This window comes from Xanthomonas theicola (assembly GCF_014236795.1).
GTDB lineage: Bacteria > Pseudomonadota > Gammaproteobacteria > Xanthomonadales > Xanthomonadaceae > Xanthomonas_A > Xanthomonas_A theicola.
In genome coordinates, this window is the sequence record NZ_CP049017.1 from 801,749 (window position 1) to 824,785 (window position 23,037).

Consider the following 23,037-nt stretch of genomic DNA (forward strand, 5'->3'; position numbering starts at 1 on the left):
ACGACATTCCGGTCATGCGCGGCGCTTTCCCCGTGGTCGGGCATCTTCCGGCCATCGTGTGCGACCTGCCGCGCCTGCTGCAACGAGCGGAACGGACGCTTGGCAGCCACTTTTGGCTCGATTTCGGTCCTGCCGGACACATGATGACCTGCGTCGATCCGGATGCGTTCGCGCTGCTCCGGCACAAGGACGTGTCCTCGGCGCTGATCGAAGAGATCGCGCCCGAATTGCTTGGCGGAACGCTGGTTGCCCAGGACGGCGGCGCGCACCGGCAGGCGCGCGATGCGATCAAGGCGGCGTTCCTGCCCAGAGGACTGACCCAGGCCGGGATCGGCGAACTGTTCGCGCCGATCATCCATGCGCGGGTGCAGGCATGGCGCGACCTGGGCGGAGTGGCAATCCTGCGCGAAACCGGCGACTTGATGCTCAAGCTCATCTTCAGTCTCATGGGCATCCCCGCGCAGGACCTGCCGGGATGGCATCGCAAGTACCGGCAACTGCTGCAGTTGATCATCGCTCCCCCCGTCGACCTGCCCGGCCTGCCCTTGCGGCGCGGTCGCGCCGCACGCGATTGGATCGACGTGCAGTTGCGCCAGTTCGTCCGCGACGCGCGTGCGCATGCCGTGCGCACCGGGCTTATCAGCGACATGGTGGATGCCTTCGATCGCAGCGACGATGCGCTCTCCGACGACGTCCTGGTCGCCAATATCCGCCTGCTGCTGCTTGCCGGGCACGATACCACCGCCTCGACGATGGCCTGGATGGTGATCGAACTTGCGCGGCAGCCGGCGCTGTGGGACGCCCTGGTCGACGAGGCGCAGCGCGTCGGCGCGGTGCCGACCCGGCACACGGACCTGGCGCAATGTCCGGTCGCCGAGGCGCTGTTTCGCGAGACGCTGCGCGTGCATCCGGCGACGACGCTGCTGCCGCGTCGCGCGCGGCGGGAGTTGCAGCTTGGTCAGCGACGCATTCCCGCAGGCACCCACCTGTGCATCCCGCTGCTGCATTTCTCGACGTCTGCGCTGCTGCACGAGGAGCCGGACCAGTTCCGGTTGGCACGGTGGCTGCAGCGGACGGAACCGATCCGGCCCGTGGACATGCTGCAGTTCGGCACCGGCCCGCATGTCTGCATCGGCTACCACTTGGTGTGGCTGGAACTGGTGCAGTTCTGCATCGCCTTGGCGCTGACCATGCGCCAAGCCGGGATGCGGCCGCGATTGCTGAGCGACGTCGAAAAAGGCCGGCGATACTACCCTACCGCGCATCCGTCCATGGCCATTCGCATTGGATTTTCGTGAAGTCGTATCGCGTGCTGTGCATGGCGAGACAGCGACGTTGGCGATGCAAGGCGTTCCGGCACCCGGTATCGGCGGCCAGCGCGACGCCGGCAACACCCCGCTGACGCGCCGTCCGCCGGGGCCGTCTCTTGGCAGATGCAAGGACATGAACAACATGCAGACCGGTTCCACGAGACATGACGACCAACCAGACGCTGCGGCGCTTGGGGGATTGGGCCCGCAGACTCGCGGCGCATCCGGCACGCTACAGCCGGAGATCTGGATGCAGGCTGGTGCAAAGCGGGTAGAGCAGACGCTGGCGCGTCTTCTCTGTACCGAAGACGACGGTGAGACCGAACTGATGGCGGCGATGCGTTACGCCACCTTGCATGGCGGGAAGCGCACCCGCGCCTTGCTCTGTCTTGCTGCTGGCGCACTGACCGACACGCCGGCGCACGTGCTCGACGATGTCAGTGCTGCCATCGAGATGATGCATGCCTGTACCCTGGTCCACGACGACTTGCCCGCGATGGACGACGACGTGCTTCGCCGCGGCGTTCCGACCGTGCACGTCAAGTTCGGCGAGGCCACTGCGATCCTGGTCGGCGATGCGCTGCAGGCGCACGCGTTCCTGACCCTGGCGAGCGTAGATGCGCCGGGCGACAACCGCATTGCGCTGGTGCACGAACTGGCGCAGGCAGTGTCCGCCGAGGGCGCCGCTGGCGGGCAGGCCATGGATCTGGCGCTGGTCGGAAAGCATGTCGAACTGGAAAAGATCCTCGCGATGCACCGGATGAAGAGCGGCGCGCTGGTACGCGCTTCCGTTCGCATGGGCGCTTTGTGCGGCATCGCCGAAGGTGGCGCGCGCGACGCGCTGTATCGTGCGCTCGACCGCTACAGTTCCTGCTTCGGCCTAGCCTTGCAGGTGGTCGACGACATTCTCGATGTCACGGCGGATACCGCGACGCTCGGCAAGACCGTCGGCAAGGACGCGGCGGCGCAGAAGCCGACCTGCGCGTCGATCATGGGGCTGCAGGCGGCACGCCAGTTCGCGCTGGATTTGTTGCTCGACGCCGAAGGGGCCATCGCTCCGCTGGGGCCGCGTGCGGAACGACTGGCGCAGATGCTGCAGCGGGCCAACGCCTATCTGTTCCAGCAGGCGCCATGCGCATGAACGCCCTCGTTCGCATGGAGTGGTCCCAATGCCTCGGCGGCGGACCGACAGCAGCACCCGAGCGGGCGATCGCAAACGCCGCGCCGCGCCGCATGGCCGCGCCGCAGCGGCGCGGTCGTTCGGCACTGCCCAGTTGCATGCGGCGGGCCGCCGCAATGGGCGTCGGCGACGTGTGCGGCGCTCGCCCGGGCCAGGTTCCCGTCTACCGCCTGCAGAAGGAACATCCTGCGTGAACGCGCTGTCCGAACAGATACTTTCCGAGCTGCGCCACTTGCTGGGTGAGATGAGCGACGGTGGCAGCGTCGGCGCCTCCGTCTACGATACGGCGCGATCCCTGCAGTACCACGGCGGCGGCGATCGGCAGGACGCATACGCGTGGCTCCTGGCGCAGCAACAGGTCGATGGCGGGTGGGGAAGCCAGGACTTCCCGTTGTTCCGCCATGCGCCTACGTGGGCGGCGTTGCTGGCATTGCAGCGGGCCGATCATCTTCCTGGCGTCGCTGACGCATTCCAGGCGGCGACGCGCTTCCTCGCGCGCCAGCCCGATCCCTACGCGCATGCGGTGCCGGAGGACGCGCCCATCGGCGCGGAGCTGATCCTGCCGCAGTTGTGCGGCGAGGCCGCACCACTGCTGGCCGGCATGGAGTATCCGCGCCATTCGGCGCTGCTGCCGTTGCAGCAAGCGCGTCTGGCCAAGCTGGGAGCAGTGGCGACGTTGCCGAGCGGCCATCCGCTGCTGCACTCCTGGGAAGCGTGGGGAACGTCGCCGGCCACCGCGTGCCCGGATGCAGACGGCAGCATCGGCATCAGCCCGGCGGCCACCGCCGCGTGGCGCGCGCGCGCCCTGGTGCAGGGAGGCGCGACGCATGCCGGGCGCGCCAACGCGTATCTGCAGGCGGCGTCGCGCGCCACGCTCAGCGGCATCGACGGTGTCGTTCCCAACGTCTGGCCAATCGATGTGTTCGAGCCATGCTGGTCGCTGTATACGCTGCATCTGGCCAGGCTGTTCGCGCATCCTGCGCTCGCCGACGTGGTGCGCCCGATCGTCGCCCAGATCGATGCCCGCATGAGCGTGCGTGGCCTGGGTCCAGCCTTGCACTTCGCGGCCGATGCGGACGACACCGCCGTGGCGTTGTGCGTTCTGCGCCTGGCAGGCCTCGACCCGGCGGTCGATGCATTGTGCCAGTTCGAGAGCGGCGAGTTGTTCGTCACCTTCCCCGGCGAGCGCAATGCCTCCGTGTCGACCAACATCCATGCCTTGCATGCGCTGCGACTGCTGGGCAAGCGCGCGGCCGGCACCAGCGGCTACATCGACGTCAAGCGCAACCAGCGCGGTCTCTGGGATAACGAGAAATGGCACGTTTCGTGGCTGTATCCGACAGCGCATGCGGTGGCTGCGCTGGCGCAAGCCAGGCCGCAGTGGCGGTGCGAACGCACGCTGGCGGCGCTGCTCCAGGCGCAGCGCGACGACGGCGGTTGGGGTGCTGGCCGCGCGTCCACGTTGGAAGAAACGGCCTACGCGCTGTTCGCATTGCACGTCATGGACGAGAGCGAGGAACCGACTGGCCGCCGGCGCATTGCGCAGGCCGTGGCGCGCGCGCTGGATTGGATGCTCGAGCGCCATGCGCCGTATTCGCTGCCGCAGACGCCGCTATGGATCGGCAAGGAACTGTACTGCCCGACGAGGGTCGTGCGCATTGCCGAACTCGCAGGTCTGTGGCTGGCGCACCGCTGGGAGCGGCGTGTGCTGGCCGATGGATCGGGAGCGGCGCCATGATCCGGACCGAGCGCGCGCTGGAGCAGGTGCTGGAGTGGGGGCGGTCCTTGGCCGGCTTCGCCGATGAGCATGCCGCGGAAGCGGTCAGGGGCGGCCAGTACATCCTGCAGCGCATCCACCAGAGCCTGTGCCAGACCAGCGTCCGCACAGGCCGCGATCCGCAGGACGAACGGCTGATCGTGGCGTTCTATTGCGAACTGGCGCTGCTGTTCTGGCTTGACGACTGCAACGACCTTGGCCTGATCGCGCCGGACCAGCTCGCTGCGGTGGAACGAGCGCTGGGGCATGGCGTGCCGTGCGCGGTGCCCGGATTCGACGGCTGCGCGGCGCTGCGCGCTTCGCTGGCTGCACTCGCCTACGATCGTCGCGACTATGTGCAGCTTCTTGCCGATACCCGGAGCTACTGCGCGGCGCTGCGCAGTAGCGCGCAGGCGTCAGCGCCGCAGGGTTGGTCCTATGCCGAGTACCTGCACAATGGCATCGATTCGATCGCCTACGCGAACGTGTTCTGTTGCTTGTCGCTGCTGTGGGGGCTGGACATGGCGACCTGGCGCGAGTGCCCGGCGTTTCGCCAGGCCCTGTGGCTGATCTCTGCGGTAGGGCGCTTGCAGAACGATCTGCATGGACGGGACAAGGACCGGTCGGCCGGCGAGTCCGACAACGTGGCGATTCTGCTCCAGCAGCGCTATCCGGCCATGCCTGTGCTGGAGTTCCTCGGCGACGAGCTGGCCGGTTACGCCTGCATGCTGCGCCGGGTGATGGCGGAAAAACGCTTTCCCGAGCCGTGGGTACAGTTGATCGAGGCCATGTCGGCCATCCGCGCGCAGTACTACCAGACCTCAACCAGTCGCTACCGCAACGCAGATGCGGATGAAGGCGAGCGTGCGCCGGCCTGAACGCGCGGGCGGCGGCAGACGCGCCGCGCCGTCAGTCCGAGCAATGCCATGCCGTCGCCCGGCGATACGGAGGAGCGAGCATGAGCGATGACGCACTGAGCCGGCGCAAGGGCGACCATCTGGACATCGTGTTGGACCGGCGAACGGCACCAGCCACGGTCGCTGCCGGCTGGGAGTGGATCCGTTTCGAACACTGCGCACTGCCCGAGTTGGACCTGGCGCAGATCGACCTGAGCGCTTCGCTGCTAGGAAAGGCGCTGCGTGCGCCGCTGCTGATCAGCTCCATGACCGGCGGCACGCCACGCGCCGAGGCCATCAACCGGCATCTGAGCGAGGCGGCACAAGCCTTGGGCATCGCCATGTGCGTCGGTTCGCAGCGCGTGAGCCTTCAGTCCGGCCGCTCTCAAGGGTTGACGCGCACGCTGCGGCGTCTCGCGCCGGATGTTCCATTGCTGGCCAATATCGGCGCCGCGCAACTGCGCGAGGCCGACGGCCTGGACTTGGCGCGCCGGGCGGTGGATGCGCTGGAGGCCGATGGACTCATCGTCCATCTCAATTCGCTGCAGGAGGCGGTGCAGCCGGAGGGCGACCGCGACTGGCGCGGCGTCCTTGCGCAGATCGCCCGCGCCGCGCGCACCGTGGGGGTGCCGATCATCGTCAAGGAAGTGGGGGCGGGCCTGTCCGCATCGGTGGCTTGCGCGCTGGTTGAGGCGGGCGTGGCGGTCGTCGACGTCGCCGGGGCCGGCGGGACAAGTTGGGCCGCAGTGGAAGGCGAGCGCGCCAGCGATGCCGCCGACCGTGCGGTGGCAATGGCGTTCGCCGACTGGGGAATTCCGACCGCAGCCAGCGTACAGGCGGTGCGCCAGGCATTGCCGGCAGTGAAGCTGATCGCATCGGGAGGGATCCGCGATGGCATCGATGTGGCCAAGGCGATTCGCCTGGGAGCGGACATCGCCGGGCAGGCGGCCGGCGTGCTGCGTGCGGCAACGGTGTCCACCGATGCGGTCGTCGCGCATTTCCAGATCGTCATCCGCCAATTGGCCGTGGTGTGCTTTTGCACCGGTTCGGCCGACCTGGCCACGTTGCGCCACGCGCGCTTGTTGCCAGCGGCGCAGCTGTCCGGCGGCTGATGCTGGCGCGTCCGCACCGGGCGGCGCCCGCGAAATCGCTGCGCTGTGTGTTGCGCGATTGCGCGGAGCGATCAGCGCAACAGAAGGTGGCAGCAGGTGTTGGGGATGCTCGGACGCAGCCCCCGGAGCGCGTATCGCCGCAGGCCAGGGTGAGGCAGCGAGCAGGAAATCATCCGGTAGTGCCGGGCTGTCAGGGCTGTCGCCGACGGGATCGGTGTGCGTCGGCGACAAGCGCCTGCCGGTGCGATCAGGCCGCTTCGCGCGAGTGCTCCTGTGCGCTTGCCGCAGGGGCGACATAACTGGCCGAGCGCAGCGCATCGGTGTCGAAGTCGTCCACGCCGATTGTGTCCATGGTGATCTCGCGCAGTTCCTCCAGCTGGAGGCGCTCGTCGGCCGACAGCACGCCTTCGCGCACCGCCTCGTCCAGCTGCGCGGCGAAGTCCAGCGCCTCGATGCCCTTGCTCTTGAGCGCCTTCAGAAACTTGCGCTCGACCGGCTCGGCCAGCACCGCCTTGGTCAGGTAGCTGGCGATGCGGCCGCCCGGGTTGTTCTCGCACGGGGTCAGGAACACGCCCTGGCCGAGACGGTCGCGGGCTTCGTTCGGGGTCATCAGCAGCGCGGCGACGCGGTGGCCCAGGCGGTCGCCCGGGGCTTCGGCGCGGCGGCCCCACGGGAAGATCAGCGCCCACATCAGCCAGCCCACCGGGCGGATCGGGAAGTTGCGCAGCGCCGCCGACAGCGCCAGTTCGATCTTGTGCACGCTGTCGTGGAACGCCCAGGCCAGCAGCGGCTGGTCGGTCGCCGGCGCGCCGTCGTCGTGGTAGCGCTTGAGCATCGCGCTGGTCATGTAGATGTGGCTCAGCACGTCGCCCAGGCGGCCGGACAGCGATTCCTTGAACTTCAGCTTGCCGCCGAGCATCAGCATCGACACGTCGGCCATCAGCGCCAGATTCGCCGAGTAGCGGTCCAGCTTGCGGAAGAAGCGGCGGGTGTAGGCGTCGCCGGGGGCGGCGCCGATGCGCGCGGCGGTCAGGCCGAACCACAGCGAGCGCACCGCGTTGGAGATCGCGAAGCCGATATGGCCGAACAGGTTGCGGTCGAATTCGTCGACGCCGGCCTGGTGGTCAGGATTGCCGGCGGCCTTCATTTCCTTCATCACCCACGGATGGCACAGGATCGCGCCCTGGCCGAAGATCAGCAGGCTGCGGGTCATGATGTTGGCGCCTTCCACGGTGATCGCGATCGGCGCCGCCTGCCAGCTGCGGCCGGCGAAGTTGCGCGGCCCGAGGATGATGCCCTTGCCGCCGACCACGTCCATCACGTCGCTGATGACTTCGCGGCTCATCGTGGTGCAGTGGTACTTGGCGATCGCCGACGGCACCGATGGCACGTCGCCGCGATCCACCGCCGCGGCGGTGGCCTGCGACAGCGCGCTGATCGCATAGGCCTTGCCGCCGATCCGCGCCAGGGCTTCTTCCACGCCTTCGAAGCGGCCGACCGACAGGCCGAACTGCTTGCGGATGCGCGCGTAGGCGCCGGTGACGATCGCGCCGTACTTGGCGCCGCCGCTGGCGGTGGAGGGCAGGGTGATCGAGCGGCCCACGGCCAGGCACTCGTTGAGCATGTTCCAGCCCTTGCCGACCATGTCCACGCCGCCGATCAGCTGGCTGAGCGGGATGAACACCTCGCGGCCGTGGATCGGGCCGTTCTGGAACGGCGAGTTCAGCGGGAAGTGGCGGCGGCCGATTTGGACGCCGGGGGTTTCGCGCGGCAGCAGCGCCAGGGTGATGCCGATGTCCTTGGTGTCGCCGATCAGGCCGCCCGGGTCGTACATGCGGAACGCCAGGCCGACCAGGGTCGCCACCGGCGCCAGGGTGATGTAGCGCTTGTCGAAGGTCAGCTTGACGCCGAGCACGTTGGCGCCGTTCCACTCGCCCTTGCAGACGATGCCGTAGTCGGGGATCGAGGTCGCGTCGGAGCCGGCGAACGGGCCGGTCAGGCCGAAGCACGGCACTTCCTGGCCCACCGCCAGGCGCGGCAGGTAATAGTCCTTCTGCTCCTTGGAGCCGTAGTGCAGCAGCAGTTCGCCCGGGCCCAGCGAGTTCGGCACGCCGACGGTGGAGCTGACCACGCTCGACACCGAGGCGATCTTCTGGATCACCTTGTGGTGGGCCAGCGCCGAGAAGCCCAGGCCGCCGTACTCCTTCGGAATGATCATGCCGAAGAACTTGTGCTTCTTGACGAAGCTCCACAGCTGCGGCGGCAGGTCGGCGTGGACGTGGGTGATTTCCCAGTCGTTGGTCATCCGGCACAGCTCTTCCACCGGGCCGTCGAGGAACGCCTGCTCTTCGGCGGTCAGCTGCGGCTTGGGATAGTCGAGCAACTTCTGCCAGTCCGGATCGCCGGTGAACAGCTCGCCCTCGAAGCCGACCGAGCCGGTCTCCAGCGCGATGCGCTCGGTCTGCGACAGCGGCGGCAGCACCTTGCGGAACACCTTCAGCATCGGCGCGGTGAACAGCGGCTTGCGCACGAACGGCAGCAGCAGCGGCACCGCGACCAGCGCCAGCAGCACCGCGGCGACGATGGTGGCGGCATGGCTGGCGCCGAGCAGCCAGCACGCGACCAGCAGCGTGGCGCTCAGCGCGGCCCAGACGGCGAGCCGCATGCGGTGATAGGCGGCGAAGGCGCCTGCCAGCAACAACACGAGGAAGGGCGCGACGATGCTCATGGGCTTGCTCCGGGGACATGCTCGGTGACGGCGGACGGTGCGCCGGCGCTAGCCGGTGGCAGTGCGTCCAGATAATGCAACACAGTGGCGGTAAACGCGGCGTTGTCGTCGCCGGCCAGCATAGGCGTGGCCTCGGGCAGGTGCGCATGCTGCGCATGCGGCACCAACGACAGGAATTCTTCGATGGTCTGCGGCGTGACCAGAAGATCGCTGCGCCCGCCGCTGACCAGCAGCAGCGGGCAATGCACCTTGCTGGCCGCCTGCGCGATCGCGGCCTGGTGCTGGTCGCTGCCGCGCGCCAGTTCTTCCACCAGGCGCGGATCCCAGTGCCAGTACCAGCGGCCGTCGTCGTGCCGGCGCAGGACGCTGCGCAGCGCCTCGGGCGACTTGCGCGCGCGTTGCGGCAGATAGGCCGCGATGGCATCGCCGGCGTCGTCCAGGCTGGCGAAGCCGCGCGGATGCGCGGTCATGAAGGCGAGAATGCGCTCGACCCCGGCCGGCTGCCAGCGCGGGGTGATGTCGACCAGCACCATTGCGCGGAAAAGGCCCGGCCAGCGCGCCTCGGCCATCAGACCGAACAGTCCGCCCATCGAGGCGGCCACCAGCACCGGCGCCGGCGCCATTTCGCCGGCGACCACGATCAGGTCGTCGGTGAACTGCTCGCCGCGGTACGCCAGGCCGGCGGGGTTGCGCGTGGAGTCGCCATGGCCGCGCGCGTCGTAGGCGACGCTGCGATAGCCATGCGCCTGTAGCGCCGCGGCGGTCGCCGACCAGGCGTGCCGGGTCTGGCCGAAGCCATGCGCGAGCAGCACCGATCCAGCCTCGCCGGGATCGGTGACGGTCGCGGCCAGCGCCAGCTCGCCGGCGCCGGACAAGGCAGCCAAGGCGGCATGCGGGACGGTGGCGGAAGAGGAAACCATACGAGATAGTATGGTCGCCCTGTGGGGCATGTCAATACGATGCAGTATGGGTGCGAAAAGCCAACGCTGCCGGGCATTTGCGCCGGCCTCGCGAAGGCCACATACTGCAACCGACGTCCCCGTATGGTTAAATCCACGGATGAATATCGCGCCCGCTCCTTCCTCCGATGACGGCGCCGCTTCCGGCGGTGGCCGCAACAACCGGCTCAGCGCCGAAGACTGGGCGCAGGCCGCCCTGGACCTGATCGCCGAACAGGGCGTGAGCGCGGTGGCGGTGGAGCCGCTGGCACGGCGCCTGGGCGTCACCAAGGGCAGCTTCTACTGGCATTTCCCCTCGCGCGATGCGCTGCTGCAGGCGGCGCTGGAGCGCTGGGAACTGGTCGAGCAGCAGCAGGTGTTCGGCAGCCTGGAAGAGATGCCGGACCCGCGCACGCGGCTGCGCGCGCTGTTCCAGTTGGTCGCGCACGAGGTCAAGCCGCACGTCATCTACAGCGAATTGCTGAAGGCGCTGGACCATCCGGCGGTGCGCCCGGTCATCGACCGGGTCTCGCAGCGGCGCATGGAGTACCTGATCGCTTCGTTCCGCCAGGCCGGGCTCAGCCGTCCCGATGCCCAGCACCGTGCGCGGCTGGCCTACGCCGCCTATGTCGGCTTCCTGCAGTTGTCGCTGCAGTTGCATCAGCCCAAGCAGGCGCGCGAGGACTTCGAGTCCTACGTTGAACACGTCATCGCGACCCTGATTCCCGGCTGAGAGCCGATCCAGCGCCAGATGCGCCGCGCGCCCAGCGTCGACGTCTCCTTCCAACCCTCGCGCCGACGGCTGCGCTGTGCGCGCCCGCAACGGGCCGGCGTGAGCGCTCCGCGCGCAGTCACGTCGCGGCAGTGAGATCGCGACGCCGGGTCGCCGGCGACGCTGGCTGACCGATCCGCGTTCTGGAGCGCTCGCTCCGCGGCGAGCGCGAACGCCATGGCGTGCTCGCGCTCGCCGCGGTTGCCCGGCGCGCGCCAGCGACCGCCGAATCGATCCTCGCCGCCAATGTGCGTTGCGCGCGGGGCACAAAACACAAAAGACAACGGCTCCTTGCGGAGCCGTTGTGGTGACGCGGTGACGGATCGCCAGGCGATCAGAAACGCTGCTGGTACTTCATGTAGACGAAGCGGCCGATGTCGTAGCCGCCATAGTACGAGTAGCCGGAGCTCGGCTGCGAGTACGACGGAGCGGCGTAGTGCTCGAACACGTTGTTGGCGCCAACGGCGACAGTGGCATTCCACGGCGTGTTGTAGCTGACCTGGACGTCGTGGAAGGTGTTGGAGCCGATCTTGTTGACCGGGAAGGGCGCACCCAAGTATTGCGGGGCGGTGAAGTTCGGCTCGCTGCAACGGTCGTCGAAGTAGCAACGCTCCTTGGCACCGGAGTAGTAGCGGGTGCTCCAGGTGACGGCCCAGTCGTTCATCTGCCAGGTCAGGCTCAGGTTCGAGCGCAGGCGGAAGTAGCTGCCGATGGCTTTCTGATAGCCGTTCTCCTGCTCGGCGGGGCTTGCCGTGTCGTCCTGCTTCAGTTCGTTCTTGACCACGTAGCTGCTCAGCCACGCCGCGGTGAAGTTGCCGTACGCGCTATCGATGCGGTAGGTCAGATCCAGGTCGTAGCCTTCCGTTTCCTGGTAGCCCGCATTGCGCAGACCGAACGCCAGCGTGGTGATGTTGCCGGCCGCGTTGCGGGTGAAGCCGGTGCAACGCGAGGCGATGCCGCGCAGGTAGCAGTCTTCCAGCAGGCTGGTCGGATCATCCGCCACAATGGTGTTTTCGATGCGGACATTCCACCAGTCCAGCGACGCGTTCAGTCCGCGCGCGAACTCCGGGCTCCATACCAGACCCAGGGTCTTGGAGGTGGAGGTTTCCGGGGTCAGGGTCGGGGTGGAACCGGAAGCGAACGGCACGTTGCTCTGCTCGCCCGGACCCGGCGCCGGCGCCGTACCCGAGGTGTTGAGCTGGCGGAAGCCCGCCGGCACGACTGCCGCGCAGCGTGCGTTGCCCGCCGCGGTGCCGAACGAGGTGTCGCAGGGGTCGGTGTAGTACTCGAAGCTCTGCGACAGACCGCCGTACAGGTCGGCGATGGTCGGCGCCCGGAAGCCTTCGGCCCAGGTGCCGCGGACCAGCAGCGAGTCGATCGGCTTCCACTTGAAGCCGAACTTGCTATTCACGGTATCGCCGAAGTTATCGTAGTCGGAGTAGCGGCTGGCCAGCGACAGGCTCAGTTCCTTGGCCAGCGGCAGGTCGGCCAGCAACGGGACCTGGAACTCGGCATAGACTTCGTCCAGGCTGTACTTGCCGCGGGTCGGACCGGCGGCCAGATCGGTGGAGATGCCGGCCTGTGCCATCGCATCAGGGGAGAAGTTGCCGCTTTCCTGACGGTGCTCAACGCCCACCGCCACGCCCAGATCGCCGGCCGGCAGGCTGACGATGGTGCCGGAGATGTTGGCGAAGAAGTTCTTGGTCTCGGTCTTCGAGACCGCCTGACCGTCCTGGTACAGGAACGCGCGCACATTCGGGTCGGTCAGACCGTTGGCGCCCTGGTAGCCTTCCGGCAGCAGCGGGTTCCACGGCGTACAGGTGCCCGCAGCACTGCCAAGTCCGATCGAGTTAGCGGCGGTTCCGCACTGGGCTACACCATTTGCATTGATGAAAGAGGGGCCGGTCGCTTGGCCGACTGCAAGGGTGTTCAAGTTGCCAGTGCTGATCTGCACGCCCTTGTTCTGATTGTAGAGATAGCCGGCGTCCCAATCCCAGAACTTGTTCTCGCCCAGCTCGAAGCTGCCGCTGAACACGCCGGTGAAACGATAGGTGGTGACGCTGTTACGCACTTCGCGCGGCACTTCCCAGCCGCGGCGCACGTACTGGACCGCCTGCGGCGCGACGCCCGCAGGCCGCGGGCCGGTGGCCTTGTTGCCCAACGGGTTGAACACGCTGTCAATCGACAAGCCGTTGCGGGAAAGCGCGGTGCTGGTGCCACTTGCTTCAGAGTTGAACGGGTAGCCCCCGTTCTGCGAGAACGAATCGCGGTCGGTGTACAGGACGCTGGTGTCGAAACGAACGTTGTCGGTGAAGTTGAAGGTGCCGTTCAAGAACGCCGACTTGCGCTCGATGCCGCTGTACACGGTGGAGGCGAGCGCCGGGTTGGACACGTCCGAACCGTTGAGTGCGCGGTAGCTGTTGAAGTTGGCCGGGTCCAGGCCAGGGATGTCGCGGCGCAGCGTGCGCGTGGCCATGATCGGCCTGCCCTGGGCGTCCCTGCGGCCGGTGTCATAGCTGAAACGGCCGTACTGGCTGGTGCCGGACAGGCCGCCCGGACGCGCAGCGGAATTCTCGCCGGTCGGGAAACGGTCGCGGCTGAACCAGCGGTCGCGCGCCCACACCGGATCTTCCTTGGTGTATTCGACGCCGGCGGTCAGCGAACCGCGGTCGCCGGCGGTGCCGAGGATGAAGTCGTAGACCTGGCGCTGGCCGTCGCCCTTGCCCCACTGGCCGATGTAGGCGTTGGCTTCGGCGCCTTCGAAATTCTTGCGGGTGATGATGTTGATCACGCCGGCGATGGCGTCGGAACCGTAGATGGTGGAGGCGCCGTCCTTCAGCACTTCGATGCGCTCGACCGCCACGGCCGGAATCGAGGAGACGTCCTGCAGGCCGCCGTTGGTGGTGCCCAGGCGCTTGCCGTCGACCAGCACCAGGGTGCGCGCGGGACCGAGATTGCGCAGGTCGATGTAGTAGCCGCCGACGTTCTCGCCAGACGACAGCGGCGCGGTGCGGCTGATGGTCGGAGAGCCGGCGGTAGGAATGTTCTGCAGGATGTCGGCCACCGACTTGAAGCCTTGCTTCTCGATCTGATCGCGGCTAATCAGCATGACCGGCTGAGCGGTCTCGGTGTCGACCTGGCGGATGCGCGAACCGGTGACTACGATGCGGTCCAGGTTGGTGGCGCCCGCGCTTCCAGTGTCCTGCGCGAACGCCGCGGTCGCGGTGCCGCCAGCGCTCACGATCAGCGCGAGCACAACTGCATCACGCAGTTTGTTGGTCTTGCAATTCATTAGCTCTCTCTCCGAATGAGATCTGGGTAAAGCCCAAGGTTTGCCTGAAGGTGAAGTCGAAAGTGCGACATCAAGTCCCTCAGGGTGGTTCGATGGTATCCCGGCTGGAGAAAGAATTAAAGTCCCGTTAATGCAAGGGCGGGATAGAGTGAATTCCTGCAGTTGAATGTAAATTCGGTCGCAAAAAACGCCCTGAACGGGCGTTTTTTGTCTCTGTAATCACCTTTTTGCTGTGTTGCGAGCCGCACCTCACAAGTCCTGTTCGTAACGCACGTAGGGAATGGTGCCTTCCTCGGTGCTGATGTTGTTCGGGGCGAACGGGTTCTTGCCACGGGTGGTCACGTTCTCGGCGCCGACGGTCAGTTGTCCGCTCCACGGGGTACGCCAGGTCAGGCCCACGCCGAGGCCCGACCACTTGCCGGGCTGTCCAGGCGCGTCCACGACGCGGCCGATGACGTTGGCGCTGAAGGCGCCATAGCCGCCGCCGATGCTCAGGCTCTTGCTGTCCCACTGGTCGACCAGCGCCTGCGAGGCGTCGGCGATCGGCACCAGGCGGGCCCGCGCGTAGGTGCCGCCGATCGACACGAAACCCTCGCGGCCGATGTTCTGTTGCGCGAACACAGTCAGATCGTTCTGCTCCATGCGCAGCGCCGGTGTCTTGTTCGCCCCCGCCAGCCACGCCGGCATGTTCTCGCGGCCGGTGCCGGCCGACAGCGACAGGCGCCCGCCGGGACGGTTGAAGGTGGTGGTGGCGGCGACGTGATGGCCGACATCGCCATCGTCGCCGCCCAGGCTGGCGAGCATGCAATGGCTGGCCAGCCCGCTCATGCTGCTGCCGCTCGCGTTGTTGCACAGCAGGCCGAGCGAGTCGCCGGAAGACAGGCCGAACGCGGCGTCGAGCGAATTGCGGCCGAAGTGCCAGCGCGCGCCGGCCGCTTGTTCACCGGTCGGCTCCAGGTACAGCAGCGCCTCGACCTTGCCGCTGCCCTTGTTCCAGATCGGCAGCACGGTCCGGTCGCGGTCGGCGGTGGGCTTGGCCTGCTGCGCATGCGCGCCCGTGGCCGCCGCAAGGGCGATCAGCAGGGCAAGCGACAGGCGCAGCGGCGAATGCATCAGCGGTCTAGGACTCTCGGGCAGGAACTAAAGTTCCCGCCAGGCGGTTGGAACGATGCTAGTGGATTTATGTTTCTTTAACAAGCCGGGCCCCTTGTCCCACTACTCGTTATTGGCTACTGCAAGCGCTCCGGAGGCGGAGGTTCAGTATTCGTTAATGAGAACAATACGCCGAATTCCGTCAAGGGGAAGTCGTAGTGGCGGCCGCAGAACTCGCAGCGGATCTCGACTTGGCCGGTCGCCTCGGCGGCGGCGCGCGCTTCCTCCTCGCCCAGCGAGCGCAGCATGGCCGCCACCCGCTCGCGCGAGCACGAGCAACCGAAGCGCAATGGCCGGGTTCCCAGCAGCTCCGGCGCTTCCTCGTGGAACAGCCGGTGCAGCAGGGTTGCGGCCGGCGACGCCAGCAGTTCGGCCTCGCCCAGGGTCTCGAACAGGGCGCCGGCACGGTTCCAGCCATCTTCGTCGCCGGCGTCGCCGGGCAGCTTCTGCAGCAGCAGGCCGGCCGCCCGGTGGCCGTCGGCGGCCAGGATCAGGCGGGTCGGCAGTTGCTCGGACTGGCGGAAGTAGTCCTCGAAGGCCTCGCCCAGCTCGGCCGCCGTCAGCGCCACCAGGCTCTGGTAGCGCTGCGGTTCGCGCGGATCCAGGCCGGGATTCTCGATGGTGATGGCCAGCAGCGCGCCGGCGCCGAGCGCGCGCAGGTCGCGCGGCGCGTCGCCGCCCTCGCCCAGTTGGACGATGCCGCGCAAGGTGCCGGCCGCGGTGCATTCGGCGAACAGGGTGCGCAGCGCGCCCTGGCTGCGCAACTGCACCGACAGTCGGCCCGCGACCTTGGTGTGGCCGGTGAACAGCGCCGCCGCCACGCACGCCTGGCCCAGCAGTTCGGTCGCCGTGGCCGGATAGCTGGCGGGTGCCAGGATCTCGTGCCAGGCGGCCTCCAGACGCACGTGGACGCCGCGCACGCCGGCGCTGGGCAGCAGCAGGCGGGTCAGGTGATCGGATTCGGAAGAAGGCATCGCGGACTCGCTGCGCATGGGAAGATGGCGACCGCAGGATAGTGGGTCATCACGGTGGACGAAGTCGAAGAAGGCACAGCAATGGGGGCGGTGCGGGGCGTTGCAAGTGGCGCGGCCGTGCCGCGGCGGCGGCCGCGCTGGCGGCGCTGGCTGCTGGCGGCGCCGCTGCTGTTCGTGTTGGTGAGCGTGTCGCAGGTGATCGCGCTGCGCTTCGTCGACCCGCCGTTCTCGGCGATGATGCTCGAACGCCAGCTTGGCGCCTGGGGCGAGGGCGACTGGTCGTTCCGCGTCGCCTACGACTGGCGCGACACCGCGCAGATCGCCTCCAGCCTGCAGATTTCGCTGGTGGCCGCCGAGGACCAGCGGTTTCCCAGCCACCATGGCTTCGACCTGGATGCGATCGAGAAGGCGCGCGACCACAATGCGCGCGGCGGCCGCCTGCGCGGCGCCAGCACGATCAGCCAGCAGGTCGCCAAGAATCTGTTCCTGTGGCAGGGCCGCAGTTGGCTGCGCAAGGGGCTGGAGGTCTGGTACACGGTGCTGGTCGAGGCGTTGTGGCCGAAGCGGCGGATTCTGGAGGTCTATGCCAACGTCGCCGAGTTCGGCGACGGGGTCTACGGCGCGCAAGCGGCGGCACGCCGTTTCTGGGGCAAGGACGCGGCGCAGCTCAGTCCCGGGCAGAGCGCGTTGCTGGCGGCGGTGCTGCCGGCGCCGCAACGCTACGACGCCGCGCGCCCGGGTTCTTATGTGCAGCGCCGCGCCAGTTGGATCCAGCGGCAGACGCGGCAGTTGGGTGGACCGGCCTACCTGCAGGCGCCGTAAGGCTTCCGCCATCCCGGGCGCACGCGTCGGCAGCCAACAGGCGGTTGCTGCGGGCGCGATCGCCGGGCGCGGCCCAGCGCCCTGCGCTCGCGCTGGCCTGCGCCGTACCAGGCAGGGAGGGCGCCCCTGCCCGGCATGGACGCAGAGGCGGGGCGGACGCTGGTGAACGCGCAGGCCGGTCCGTACCATCGGCACATGGAACCCGAGCGCCTGACCGTCGTCGTCACCGCCTTCAACGAGGCGCAGACCCTGCCGCTGCTGCATCCGCGCATCCTCGCCGCGCTCGATGGCCTGGACGGCCTGGAGGGGCGGGTGCTGTACGTGGACGACGGCAGCCGCGACGCGACCTGGGAGGCGATCCTGGCGCTGGCCGCGGCCGATCCGCGGGTCGGGGCGCTGCGCCTGTCGCGCAATTTCGGCAAGGAGCTGGCGTTGACCGCGGGCCTGGATTTCGTCGAGCACGGCGCGGCGATGCTGCTGGATGCCGACGGGCAGGATCCGCCGGAGCTGATCGCGCAGTTCGTCGCGCACTGGTGCGCCGGCTACGACGACGTCTACGGAACCCGCATCGCGCGCGACGGCGAGAGCTGGCTCAAGCGCGGCACCGCGTCGCTGTTCTACCGGGTGATCGGACGCCTGTCGAAGACCCCGATTCCGGCCGATACCGGCGATTTCCGCCTGTTGTCGCCGCGTGCGCTGGCGGCGCTGGCGCAGCTGCGCGAGCGCCACCGGTTCATGAAGGGGCTGTTCGGCTGGATCGGCTTCCGCCAGTTGGCGTTGCCGTACCGGCGCGCGCCGCGCCTGGCCGGGCGCAGCAAGTTCGGCCTGTGGCGTCTGTGGAACTTCGCGCTGGAAGGCATCACCGGCTTTTCCACCGCGCCGCTGCGGGTGGCGACCTATCTGGGCCTGGCGACCGCGGCAGGCGCGTTCCTGTTCGGGATCTGGATCGTGATCAAGGCGTTGCTGTGGGGCGACCCGGTCGCCGGCTGGCCGACGATGATGGCGGTGATCCTGTTCCTGGGCGGTGCGCAGCTGATCGCGCTGGGCCTGATCGGCGAGTACCTGGGCCGCCTGTACGAGGAATCCAAGCAGCGGCCGCTGTATTTGGTCGACACCTGGCGCGCGCCGGCCGCAGGAGTATCCTCGGCGGTGCGATCCAGCGAACCGGGAGGCAGCGATGCGTACGGTGCGACAGTTGTTGGGCGACAAGGGCGGTGAGATCCACGCGGTGCCGCCGGATGCGGCGGTGGTCGATGCGCTGCGGCTGATGGCCGACAAGGGCATCGGCGCGGTCCTGGTGATGCAGGACCGGCGCCTGGTGGGAATCCTCTCCGAGCGCGACTACGCGCGCAAGGTGGTGCTGCAGGACCGATCTTCGGCGACCACGCCGGTACGCGACATCATGAGCGCGAAGGTGCACACGGTGGACCCGGCGCAGAGCGTGCAGCAGTGCATGGCGCTGATGACCGGCCAGCGCATCCGCCACTTGCCGGTGGTGCAGGCCGGCGCGGTGGTTGGGGTCATCTCGATCGGCGATCTGGTCAAGGCGGTGATCGAGGAGCAGCAGCAGGAACTCGAGCAGTTGCAGCGCTATATCACTAGCTGACGGGACCACGGACTCGGGACTCGGAAAAGCAAGAGCGGTGCATGTGCTTTTGACGTTCCGGGTCCCGAGTCCCGCTCACTTCGCGTAGTGGCCGCCGCAGTCGCTGTCCTTGCCGGGGCCGGTTTCGAACGTCGCCAGCAACGCGGCCGGCGGCGCGATGCTGGCCAGCGCCACCGCGATCGCCCCGCGCATGCCCAGCGCCTTGAGGTCGGGACGGAACGTCGGCGCCTTGAAACTGCCGCCGATGCGCAGCGGCGAGCGCAGCGACAGGATGCTGCGGTCCTTCGGGCGCGGCTTCAGCAGCAGGTCCAGTTTCTCTTCGCCCAGGTCGATGTTGCCGCTGCCGACGATCAGGGTGTCGGTGGTGTCGAAGGCCAGTGCGCGCGAATCCATCACCCCGCGCTCGACCTCGAAATCGCCGAACGCGCAGCGCACCGGGATCTCGCGGTCCTTGGTCACCAGGTATTTCAGCGATTCGGCGATGTCCAGCCCGGCAAGCTCCATGATGAGGTTGCTGATGCGGCCCTTGCCCATGCCGATGGCGACGTTTCCGTCGGCGCTGCCGAGCATCTGCGCGATGGAGTTGCCGGCGCCGGCGAGCGCGATCTCGCCGCCGATCGCGCCGGAGGCTTCCTTGGCCAGTTGCGCGTCCGGGAACAGCTTGCCCAGTTGCATGCCGCGCACCGAGATCTGCGCGCGGGTGGCGATGGTCGGGGTGCGCGCGTCCATGCGGATGTCCGAGCGGATGTTGCCGCCGGCCACGCCGAAGTCGAGCGGCTGCAGCAGCAGCACGCCGTCGTTGAGCTTCAGGTGCGCGTCCATGTCGTCCAGCGGCAGTTTCTGCGCGTTGATCCGCTGCGCCTTCCAGCGCACGTCGGCGTCCATCGCGCGCAGCTTGCCGAGGTTGTACGGCGAGGACGGCAGCACCTTGGCGTCGGCGGCGAGCCTGGCCGCCTGCGCCTTCTGCGCGGCGTTGGCGGTTTCGCCGGGGCCGGTGCGCGGCGGCGCGCCGACGAAGCCGGCTAGGTCGTCGAAGTCCAGGCGCCGCGAGCGCAGGTCGGCGCGCAGGAACGGACGCTGCCCGGCGGTGTCGATCTGCACGCTGCCGGCCAGGTCGCTGTCGCCGGCGCGGCCGCTGAAGTCCTCGTAGCGCCAGATTTCGCCGTTGCGCTTGAGCCGTCCGTCCAACTGGTAGGGCGGGGTGGACGGGATGGCGATGCCCAGCAGCGGATACAGGTGCGCCATGTCCGCGCCGGCCAGGCTCAGCTGCAGGTCGAACACGCGCAGTTGGAAGGGGTTGGTCAGGGTGCCGCGCATATGCGCGCGCGTGTTGCCGGCGCTGCCGCGCAGGTCGATCTTGAACGGATGGTCGCTCTCGCTCAGTTCCAGCGGCGAGGCGGTGCTGCCCTTGAGCGTGAACGGGTTGCCGTGCCAGCGGCCGGCGCCGGCCACCGCGATCGGCGGCGCCGCATCGGTGCGGCTGCGCTGCGAGGTCAGGCTGTCGACGCCGACGTCGATGTCGGTACGTGCCGGCATGTCCTGGAACTTGAGCCGACCCTGTTGCACCAGCAGGCGGCTCAGCACCGGCGGCGTGCCGCTGTCGCTGCTGCCGAAGACCCAGTTGCCCGGCTTGCCGTCCGGCCCGGTTTCCAGCAGTAGGTTCGGCTGGGTCAGACGAATCTCGGGGATGCGGACCTTGCCGCGCAGCAGCGGCCAGAACGCCAAGTCGATCTCGGCGCGTTGCGCGCTAGCCATCTGCGGCTGCTTGGACCAGTCCGCATTGGCGAAGCGCAGCCGGTCGCCGCGGAGGGTGGTGACGCCGCCCAGGCGCACGTCCAGATCGCCGTCGATATGGAACGCGCGGCCGGTCTTGGCCTGCACCGCGCGCTCCACCGGCGCCTTGAACCAGTTCCAGTCGAATATCAGGATGACGATCAACAACAGCAGGATCAGCGCGCCGATGACGAATGGCCAGCGTCGCAGATGGCCGTCGGGACGGCGCCAGGGCCACGAACGGCGGCGGGTTCCGGGAGTAGGGTCGTCATCCATGCCGGCATACTAGGCGGCATGCGTGCACGGGGTGCGAAAGCGCTAGAGCACCTGCCTGGCGACCGCGACGAAGTGGCAGACGCTGCCGGCGAGCACGAACAGGTGCCAGATCGCGTGGAAGTAGCGCACCGTGTCGCGCTGGTAGAAGTAGGTGCCCAGCGTGTAGAACAGGCCGCCGGCCAGCAGCCAGCCGAGCGACCATGCCTCGACCGAGCGCAGCAGCGGCTCGATCGCGGCCACGATCAGCCAGCCCATGGCGATATAGAGGATGGTCGACAGCAGTCGGAAGCGGCCGGTGAAGAACAGCTTGAAGACCACCCCGCCCAGCGCGATGGTCCAGATCGCCGCGAACAGTCCCCAGCCCCATGGGCCGCGCAGGCCGATCAGGGTGAACGGGGTATAGGTGCCGGCGATCAGCAGGTAGATCGCACAGTGGTCGAGCACCTGCAGCCGCGCCTTGGCGCCGGGGTGGGGGATGGCGTGATACAGCGTGGAGGCGGTGTACAACAGCAGCAGGGCGACCCCGAACACGATCGCGCCGGCGAGTTGCCAGCCGTCGCCGTAGATCGCGGCGAGGGTGATCAGCACCGAGCTGCCGGCCAGCGCCGCGACCGCGCCCAGGCCATGGGTCACTGCGTTGGCGACTTCGTCGCGCCAGTCGGTGGAAGGCGGCGCGTCTGCGTTCACGAGCGAGGACGGCAAGTCTGCTGGCATGCGCGAACGGTACTCCGATCGCGAGCGGTTCGCATCCGTGGCGCCGCCGCCGCCGTGGCGCGGGGCGCGTCAGTCCAGCGCGACGCTGTGCGCGTGCTCGCGGGTCGCGGCGAAGCGCACGTCCGGCGCGCGCTCCTGCGCCAGCTGCAGGTTGACCCGGGTCGGCGCCAGGTAGACCAGTTCGCCGGCCGCGTCGATGCCCAGGTTCATCGCGTTCTTCTCGCGGAACTCCTCCAGCTTCCTGGCATCGGCGCAATGCACCCAGCGCGCGGTGACCACGCCGACCGGCTCGAAGCTGGCGTCCACGCCGTACTCGTTCTTGAGCCGGTAGGCGACCACGTCGAACTGCAGGGTGCCGACCGCGCCCAGGATCAGGTCGTTGCTCATCAGCGGGCGGAAGAACTGGGTGGCGCCTTCCTCCGACAACTGCGCCAGGCCCTTCTGCAGTTGCTTGAGCTTGAGCGGGTCGCGCAGCCGCGCGCGGCGGAACAGTTCCGGGGCGAAGTTGGGGATGCCGGTGAACGCGAGCGCCTCGCCCTCGGTGAAGGTGTCGCCGATGGAGATGGTGCCGTGGTTGTGGATGCCGATGACGTCGCCGGGCCAGGCCTCGGCGGCGATCTCGCGGTCGCTGGCCATGAAGGTCAGCGCGTTGGCCAGCTTGGTGTCCTTGCCGGTGCGCACGTGCAGGGTCTTCATGCCGGCGCTGAAGCGCCCCGAGCAGATGCGCATGAACGCGACCCGGTCGCGGTGCTGCGGGTCCATGTTGGCCTGGATCTTGAACACGAAGCCGCTCAGCTTCTCCTCGGCCGCCTGCACGTCGCGGCCGGTGGTGGCGTGCGGCTGCGGCGGCGGCGCATGCTCGGCGAAGAAGTCCAGCAGCGGCTGCACGCCGAAGTTGTTGACGCCCGAGCCGAAGAACACCGGGGTCTGCTTGCCGGCGCGATACGCATCCAGGTCGAACGGATGGCTGGCGCCCTGCACCAGTTCCAGTTCGTCGCGCAGTTCGGCCAGCATCTGCGCGCCGATCCTGTCGGCCAGGCCGGGCGCGTCCAGCGACGGGAAGATGGTCGAGTCCTGGCGGGTGAAGTTGCGGCCCTGCTCGTACAGGTGCACTTCGCCGCCGATCAGGTGCACCACGCCCTTCAGGCGCTGGCCCATGCCGATCGGCCAGGTCACCGGCGCGCACTGGATGCCGAGCACGGTCTCCACTTCGTCGAGCAGCGCGATCGGATCCTTGCCTTCGCGGTCGAGCTTGTTGATGAAGGTCATGATCGGCGTGTCGCGCAGCCGGCACACGTCCATCAGCTTGATGGTGCGTTCTTCCACCCCCTTGGCCACGTCGATCACCATCAGCGCCGAGTCCACCGCGGTCAGTACGCGGTAGGTGTCCTCGCCGAAGTCGGCGTGGCCGGGGGTGTCGAGCAGGTTGATGATCTTGCCTTCGTAGGGGAACTGCATCACCGACGAGGTCACCGAGATGCCGCGCTCCTTCTCCAGCGCCATCCAGTCGGAGGTGGCGTGGCGCGCGGCCTTGCGGCCCTTGACCGAACCGGCCATCTGGATCGCCCCGCCGAACAGCAGCAGCTTTTCGGTCAGCGTGGTCTTGCCGGCGTCGGGATGGGAAATGATGGCGAAGGTGCGGCGGCGCGCGGCTTCGGTGGCGACTTCGGACATGGGCAGCACGCCCGGCGGGCGTCATCGGAAACGGAGGAAGCCGCCGATTATAGCGGGCTTCC

At 68.2% G+C, this 23,037-nt stretch carries 18 protein-coding genes; 10 read left to right on the forward strand and 8 right to left on the reverse strand.

Annotated features, from left to right (window positions below; translation table 11 throughout):
- Nucleotides 1-14 precede the first annotated feature (14 nt).
- From G4Q83_RS03495 to fni, 6 genes are all read left to right on the forward strand, one after another.
- Nucleotides 15-1,298, forward strand: a complete 1,284-nt coding sequence (locus G4Q83_RS03495; protein ID WP_246432263.1) for a cytochrome P450 — start codon at nt 15-17, stop codon at nt 1,296-1,298.
- 262 nt (nt 1,299-1,560) lie between these two features.
- Nucleotides 1,561-2,451, forward strand: a complete 891-nt coding sequence (locus G4Q83_RS03500; protein WP_386272352.1) for a polyprenyl synthetase family protein — start codon at nt 1,561-1,563, stop codon at nt 2,449-2,451.
- Complete coding sequence (locus tag G4Q83_RS03505) at nt 2,448-2,684, forward strand: hypothetical protein (protein WP_128418767.1); 237 nt, start codon at nt 2,448-2,450, stop codon at nt 2,682-2,684. Before G4Q83_RS03500 ends, G4Q83_RS03505 begins: the two co-directional genes overlap by 4 nt.
- Nucleotides 2,681-4,228, forward strand: a complete 1,548-nt coding sequence (locus G4Q83_RS03510) for a hypothetical protein (RefSeq protein WP_128418768.1) — start codon at nt 2,681-2,683, stop codon at nt 4,226-4,228. Before G4Q83_RS03505 ends, G4Q83_RS03510 begins: the two co-directional genes overlap by 4 nt.
- A complete protein-coding gene (locus G4Q83_RS03515) occupies nt 4,225-5,124 on the forward strand; it encodes a terpene synthase family protein (protein ID WP_128418769.1) in 900 nt (299 codons plus the stop codon). Before G4Q83_RS03510 ends, G4Q83_RS03515 begins: the two co-directional genes overlap by 4 nt.
- Nucleotides 5,125-5,204: 80 nt before the next feature.
- A complete protein-coding gene (gene fni, locus G4Q83_RS03520) occupies nt 5,205-6,254 on the forward strand; it encodes a type 2 isopentenyl-diphosphate Delta-isomerase (protein ID WP_128418770.1) in 1,050 nt (349 codons plus the stop codon).
- 247 nt (nt 6,255-6,501) lie between these two features.
- Here the strand turns inward: fni and G4Q83_RS03525 are convergent, their stop codons facing one another.
- Nucleotides 6,502-8,982, reverse strand: coding sequence for an acyl-CoA dehydrogenase (locus tag G4Q83_RS03525; protein ID WP_128418771.1), 2,481 nt, complete (start codon nt 8,980-8,982; stop codon nt 6,502-6,504).
- Entirely contained in the window at nt 8,979-9,902 is a 924-nt protein-coding gene (locus G4Q83_RS03530) for an alpha/beta fold hydrolase (protein ID WP_128418772.1), read from the reverse strand. Before G4Q83_RS03530 ends, G4Q83_RS03525 begins: the two co-directional genes overlap by 4 nt.
- A gap of 139 nt (nt 9,903-10,041) precedes the next feature.
- Between G4Q83_RS03530 and G4Q83_RS03535 the strand changes: the two genes are divergently transcribed.
- Nucleotides 10,042-10,653 carry a TetR/AcrR family transcriptional regulator gene (locus tag G4Q83_RS03535; RefSeq protein ID WP_128418773.1) on the forward strand — a complete coding sequence of 204 codons (612 nt, stop codon included), beginning with the start codon at nt 10,042-10,044 and terminating at the stop codon, nt 10,651-10,653.
- Between the two features lie 373 nt (nt 10,654-11,026).
- Here the strand turns inward: G4Q83_RS03535 and G4Q83_RS03540 are convergent, their stop codons facing one another.
- The 3 genes from G4Q83_RS03540 to hslO all read right to left on the reverse strand — a co-directional run bounded on the left by G4Q83_RS03540 (nt 11,027) and on the right by hslO (nt 16,110).
- On the reverse strand, nt 11,027-13,984 hold the full coding sequence (locus tag G4Q83_RS03540) for a TonB-dependent receptor domain-containing protein (RefSeq protein ID WP_128418774.1): 2,958 nt from the start codon (nt 13,982-13,984) through the stop codon (nt 11,027-11,029).
- A gap of 249 nt (nt 13,985-14,233) precedes the next feature.
- On the reverse strand, nt 14,234-15,097 hold the full coding sequence (locus G4Q83_RS03545; RefSeq protein ID WP_128418775.1) for an XOO1806 family protein: 864 nt from the start codon (nt 15,095-15,097) through the stop codon (nt 14,234-14,236).
- Between the two features lie 116 nt (nt 15,098-15,213).
- Nucleotides 15,214-16,110, reverse strand: coding sequence for an Hsp33 family molecular chaperone HslO (hslO, locus tag G4Q83_RS03550; protein ID WP_386272348.1), 897 nt, complete (start codon nt 16,108-16,110; stop codon nt 15,214-15,216).
- Nucleotides 16,111-16,191: 81 nt separating this feature from the next.
- On the opposite strand from hslO, the gene mtgA reads away from it, so the two are divergent.
- The 3 genes from mtgA (at nt 16,192) to G4Q83_RS03565 (ending at nt 18,538) form a co-directional block, all read left to right on the forward strand.
- Nucleotides 16,192-16,932, forward strand: a complete 741-nt coding sequence (gene mtgA / locus G4Q83_RS03555) for a monofunctional biosynthetic peptidoglycan transglycosylase (RefSeq protein WP_128418777.1) — start codon at nt 16,192-16,194, stop codon at nt 16,930-16,932.
- 195 nt (nt 16,933-17,127) lie between these two features.
- On the forward strand, nt 17,128-18,150 hold the full coding sequence (locus G4Q83_RS03560; protein WP_170069116.1) for a glycosyltransferase family 2 protein: 1,023 nt from the start codon (nt 17,128-17,130) through the stop codon (nt 18,148-18,150).
- Nucleotides 18,110-18,538, forward strand: coding sequence for a CBS domain-containing protein (locus G4Q83_RS03565; RefSeq protein ID WP_128418779.1), 429 nt, complete (start codon nt 18,110-18,112; stop codon nt 18,536-18,538). Before G4Q83_RS03560 ends, G4Q83_RS03565 begins: the two co-directional genes overlap by 41 nt.
- A gap of 75 nt (nt 18,539-18,613) precedes the next feature.
- On the opposite strand, the gene G4Q83_RS03570 is transcribed toward G4Q83_RS03565, so the two are convergent.
- The 3 genes from G4Q83_RS03570 to G4Q83_RS03580 form a co-directional block, all read right to left on the reverse strand.
- Nucleotides 18,614-20,587, reverse strand: a complete 1,974-nt coding sequence (locus G4Q83_RS03570) for an AsmA family protein (protein WP_128418780.1) — start codon at nt 20,585-20,587, stop codon at nt 18,614-18,616.
- A 42-nt stretch (nt 20,588-20,629) separates the two neighbouring features.
- A complete protein-coding gene (gene trhA, locus G4Q83_RS03575; RefSeq protein ID WP_128418781.1) occupies nt 20,630-21,274 on the reverse strand; it encodes a PAQR family membrane homeostasis protein TrhA in 645 nt (214 codons plus the stop codon).
- A 96-nt stretch (nt 21,275-21,370) separates the two neighbouring features.
- Nucleotides 21,371-22,975 carry a peptide chain release factor 3 gene (locus G4Q83_RS03580; RefSeq protein ID WP_128418782.1) on the reverse strand — a complete coding sequence of 535 codons (1,605 nt, stop codon included), beginning with the start codon at nt 22,973-22,975 and terminating at the stop codon, nt 21,371-21,373.
- Nucleotides 22,976-23,037 lie beyond the last annotated feature (62 nt).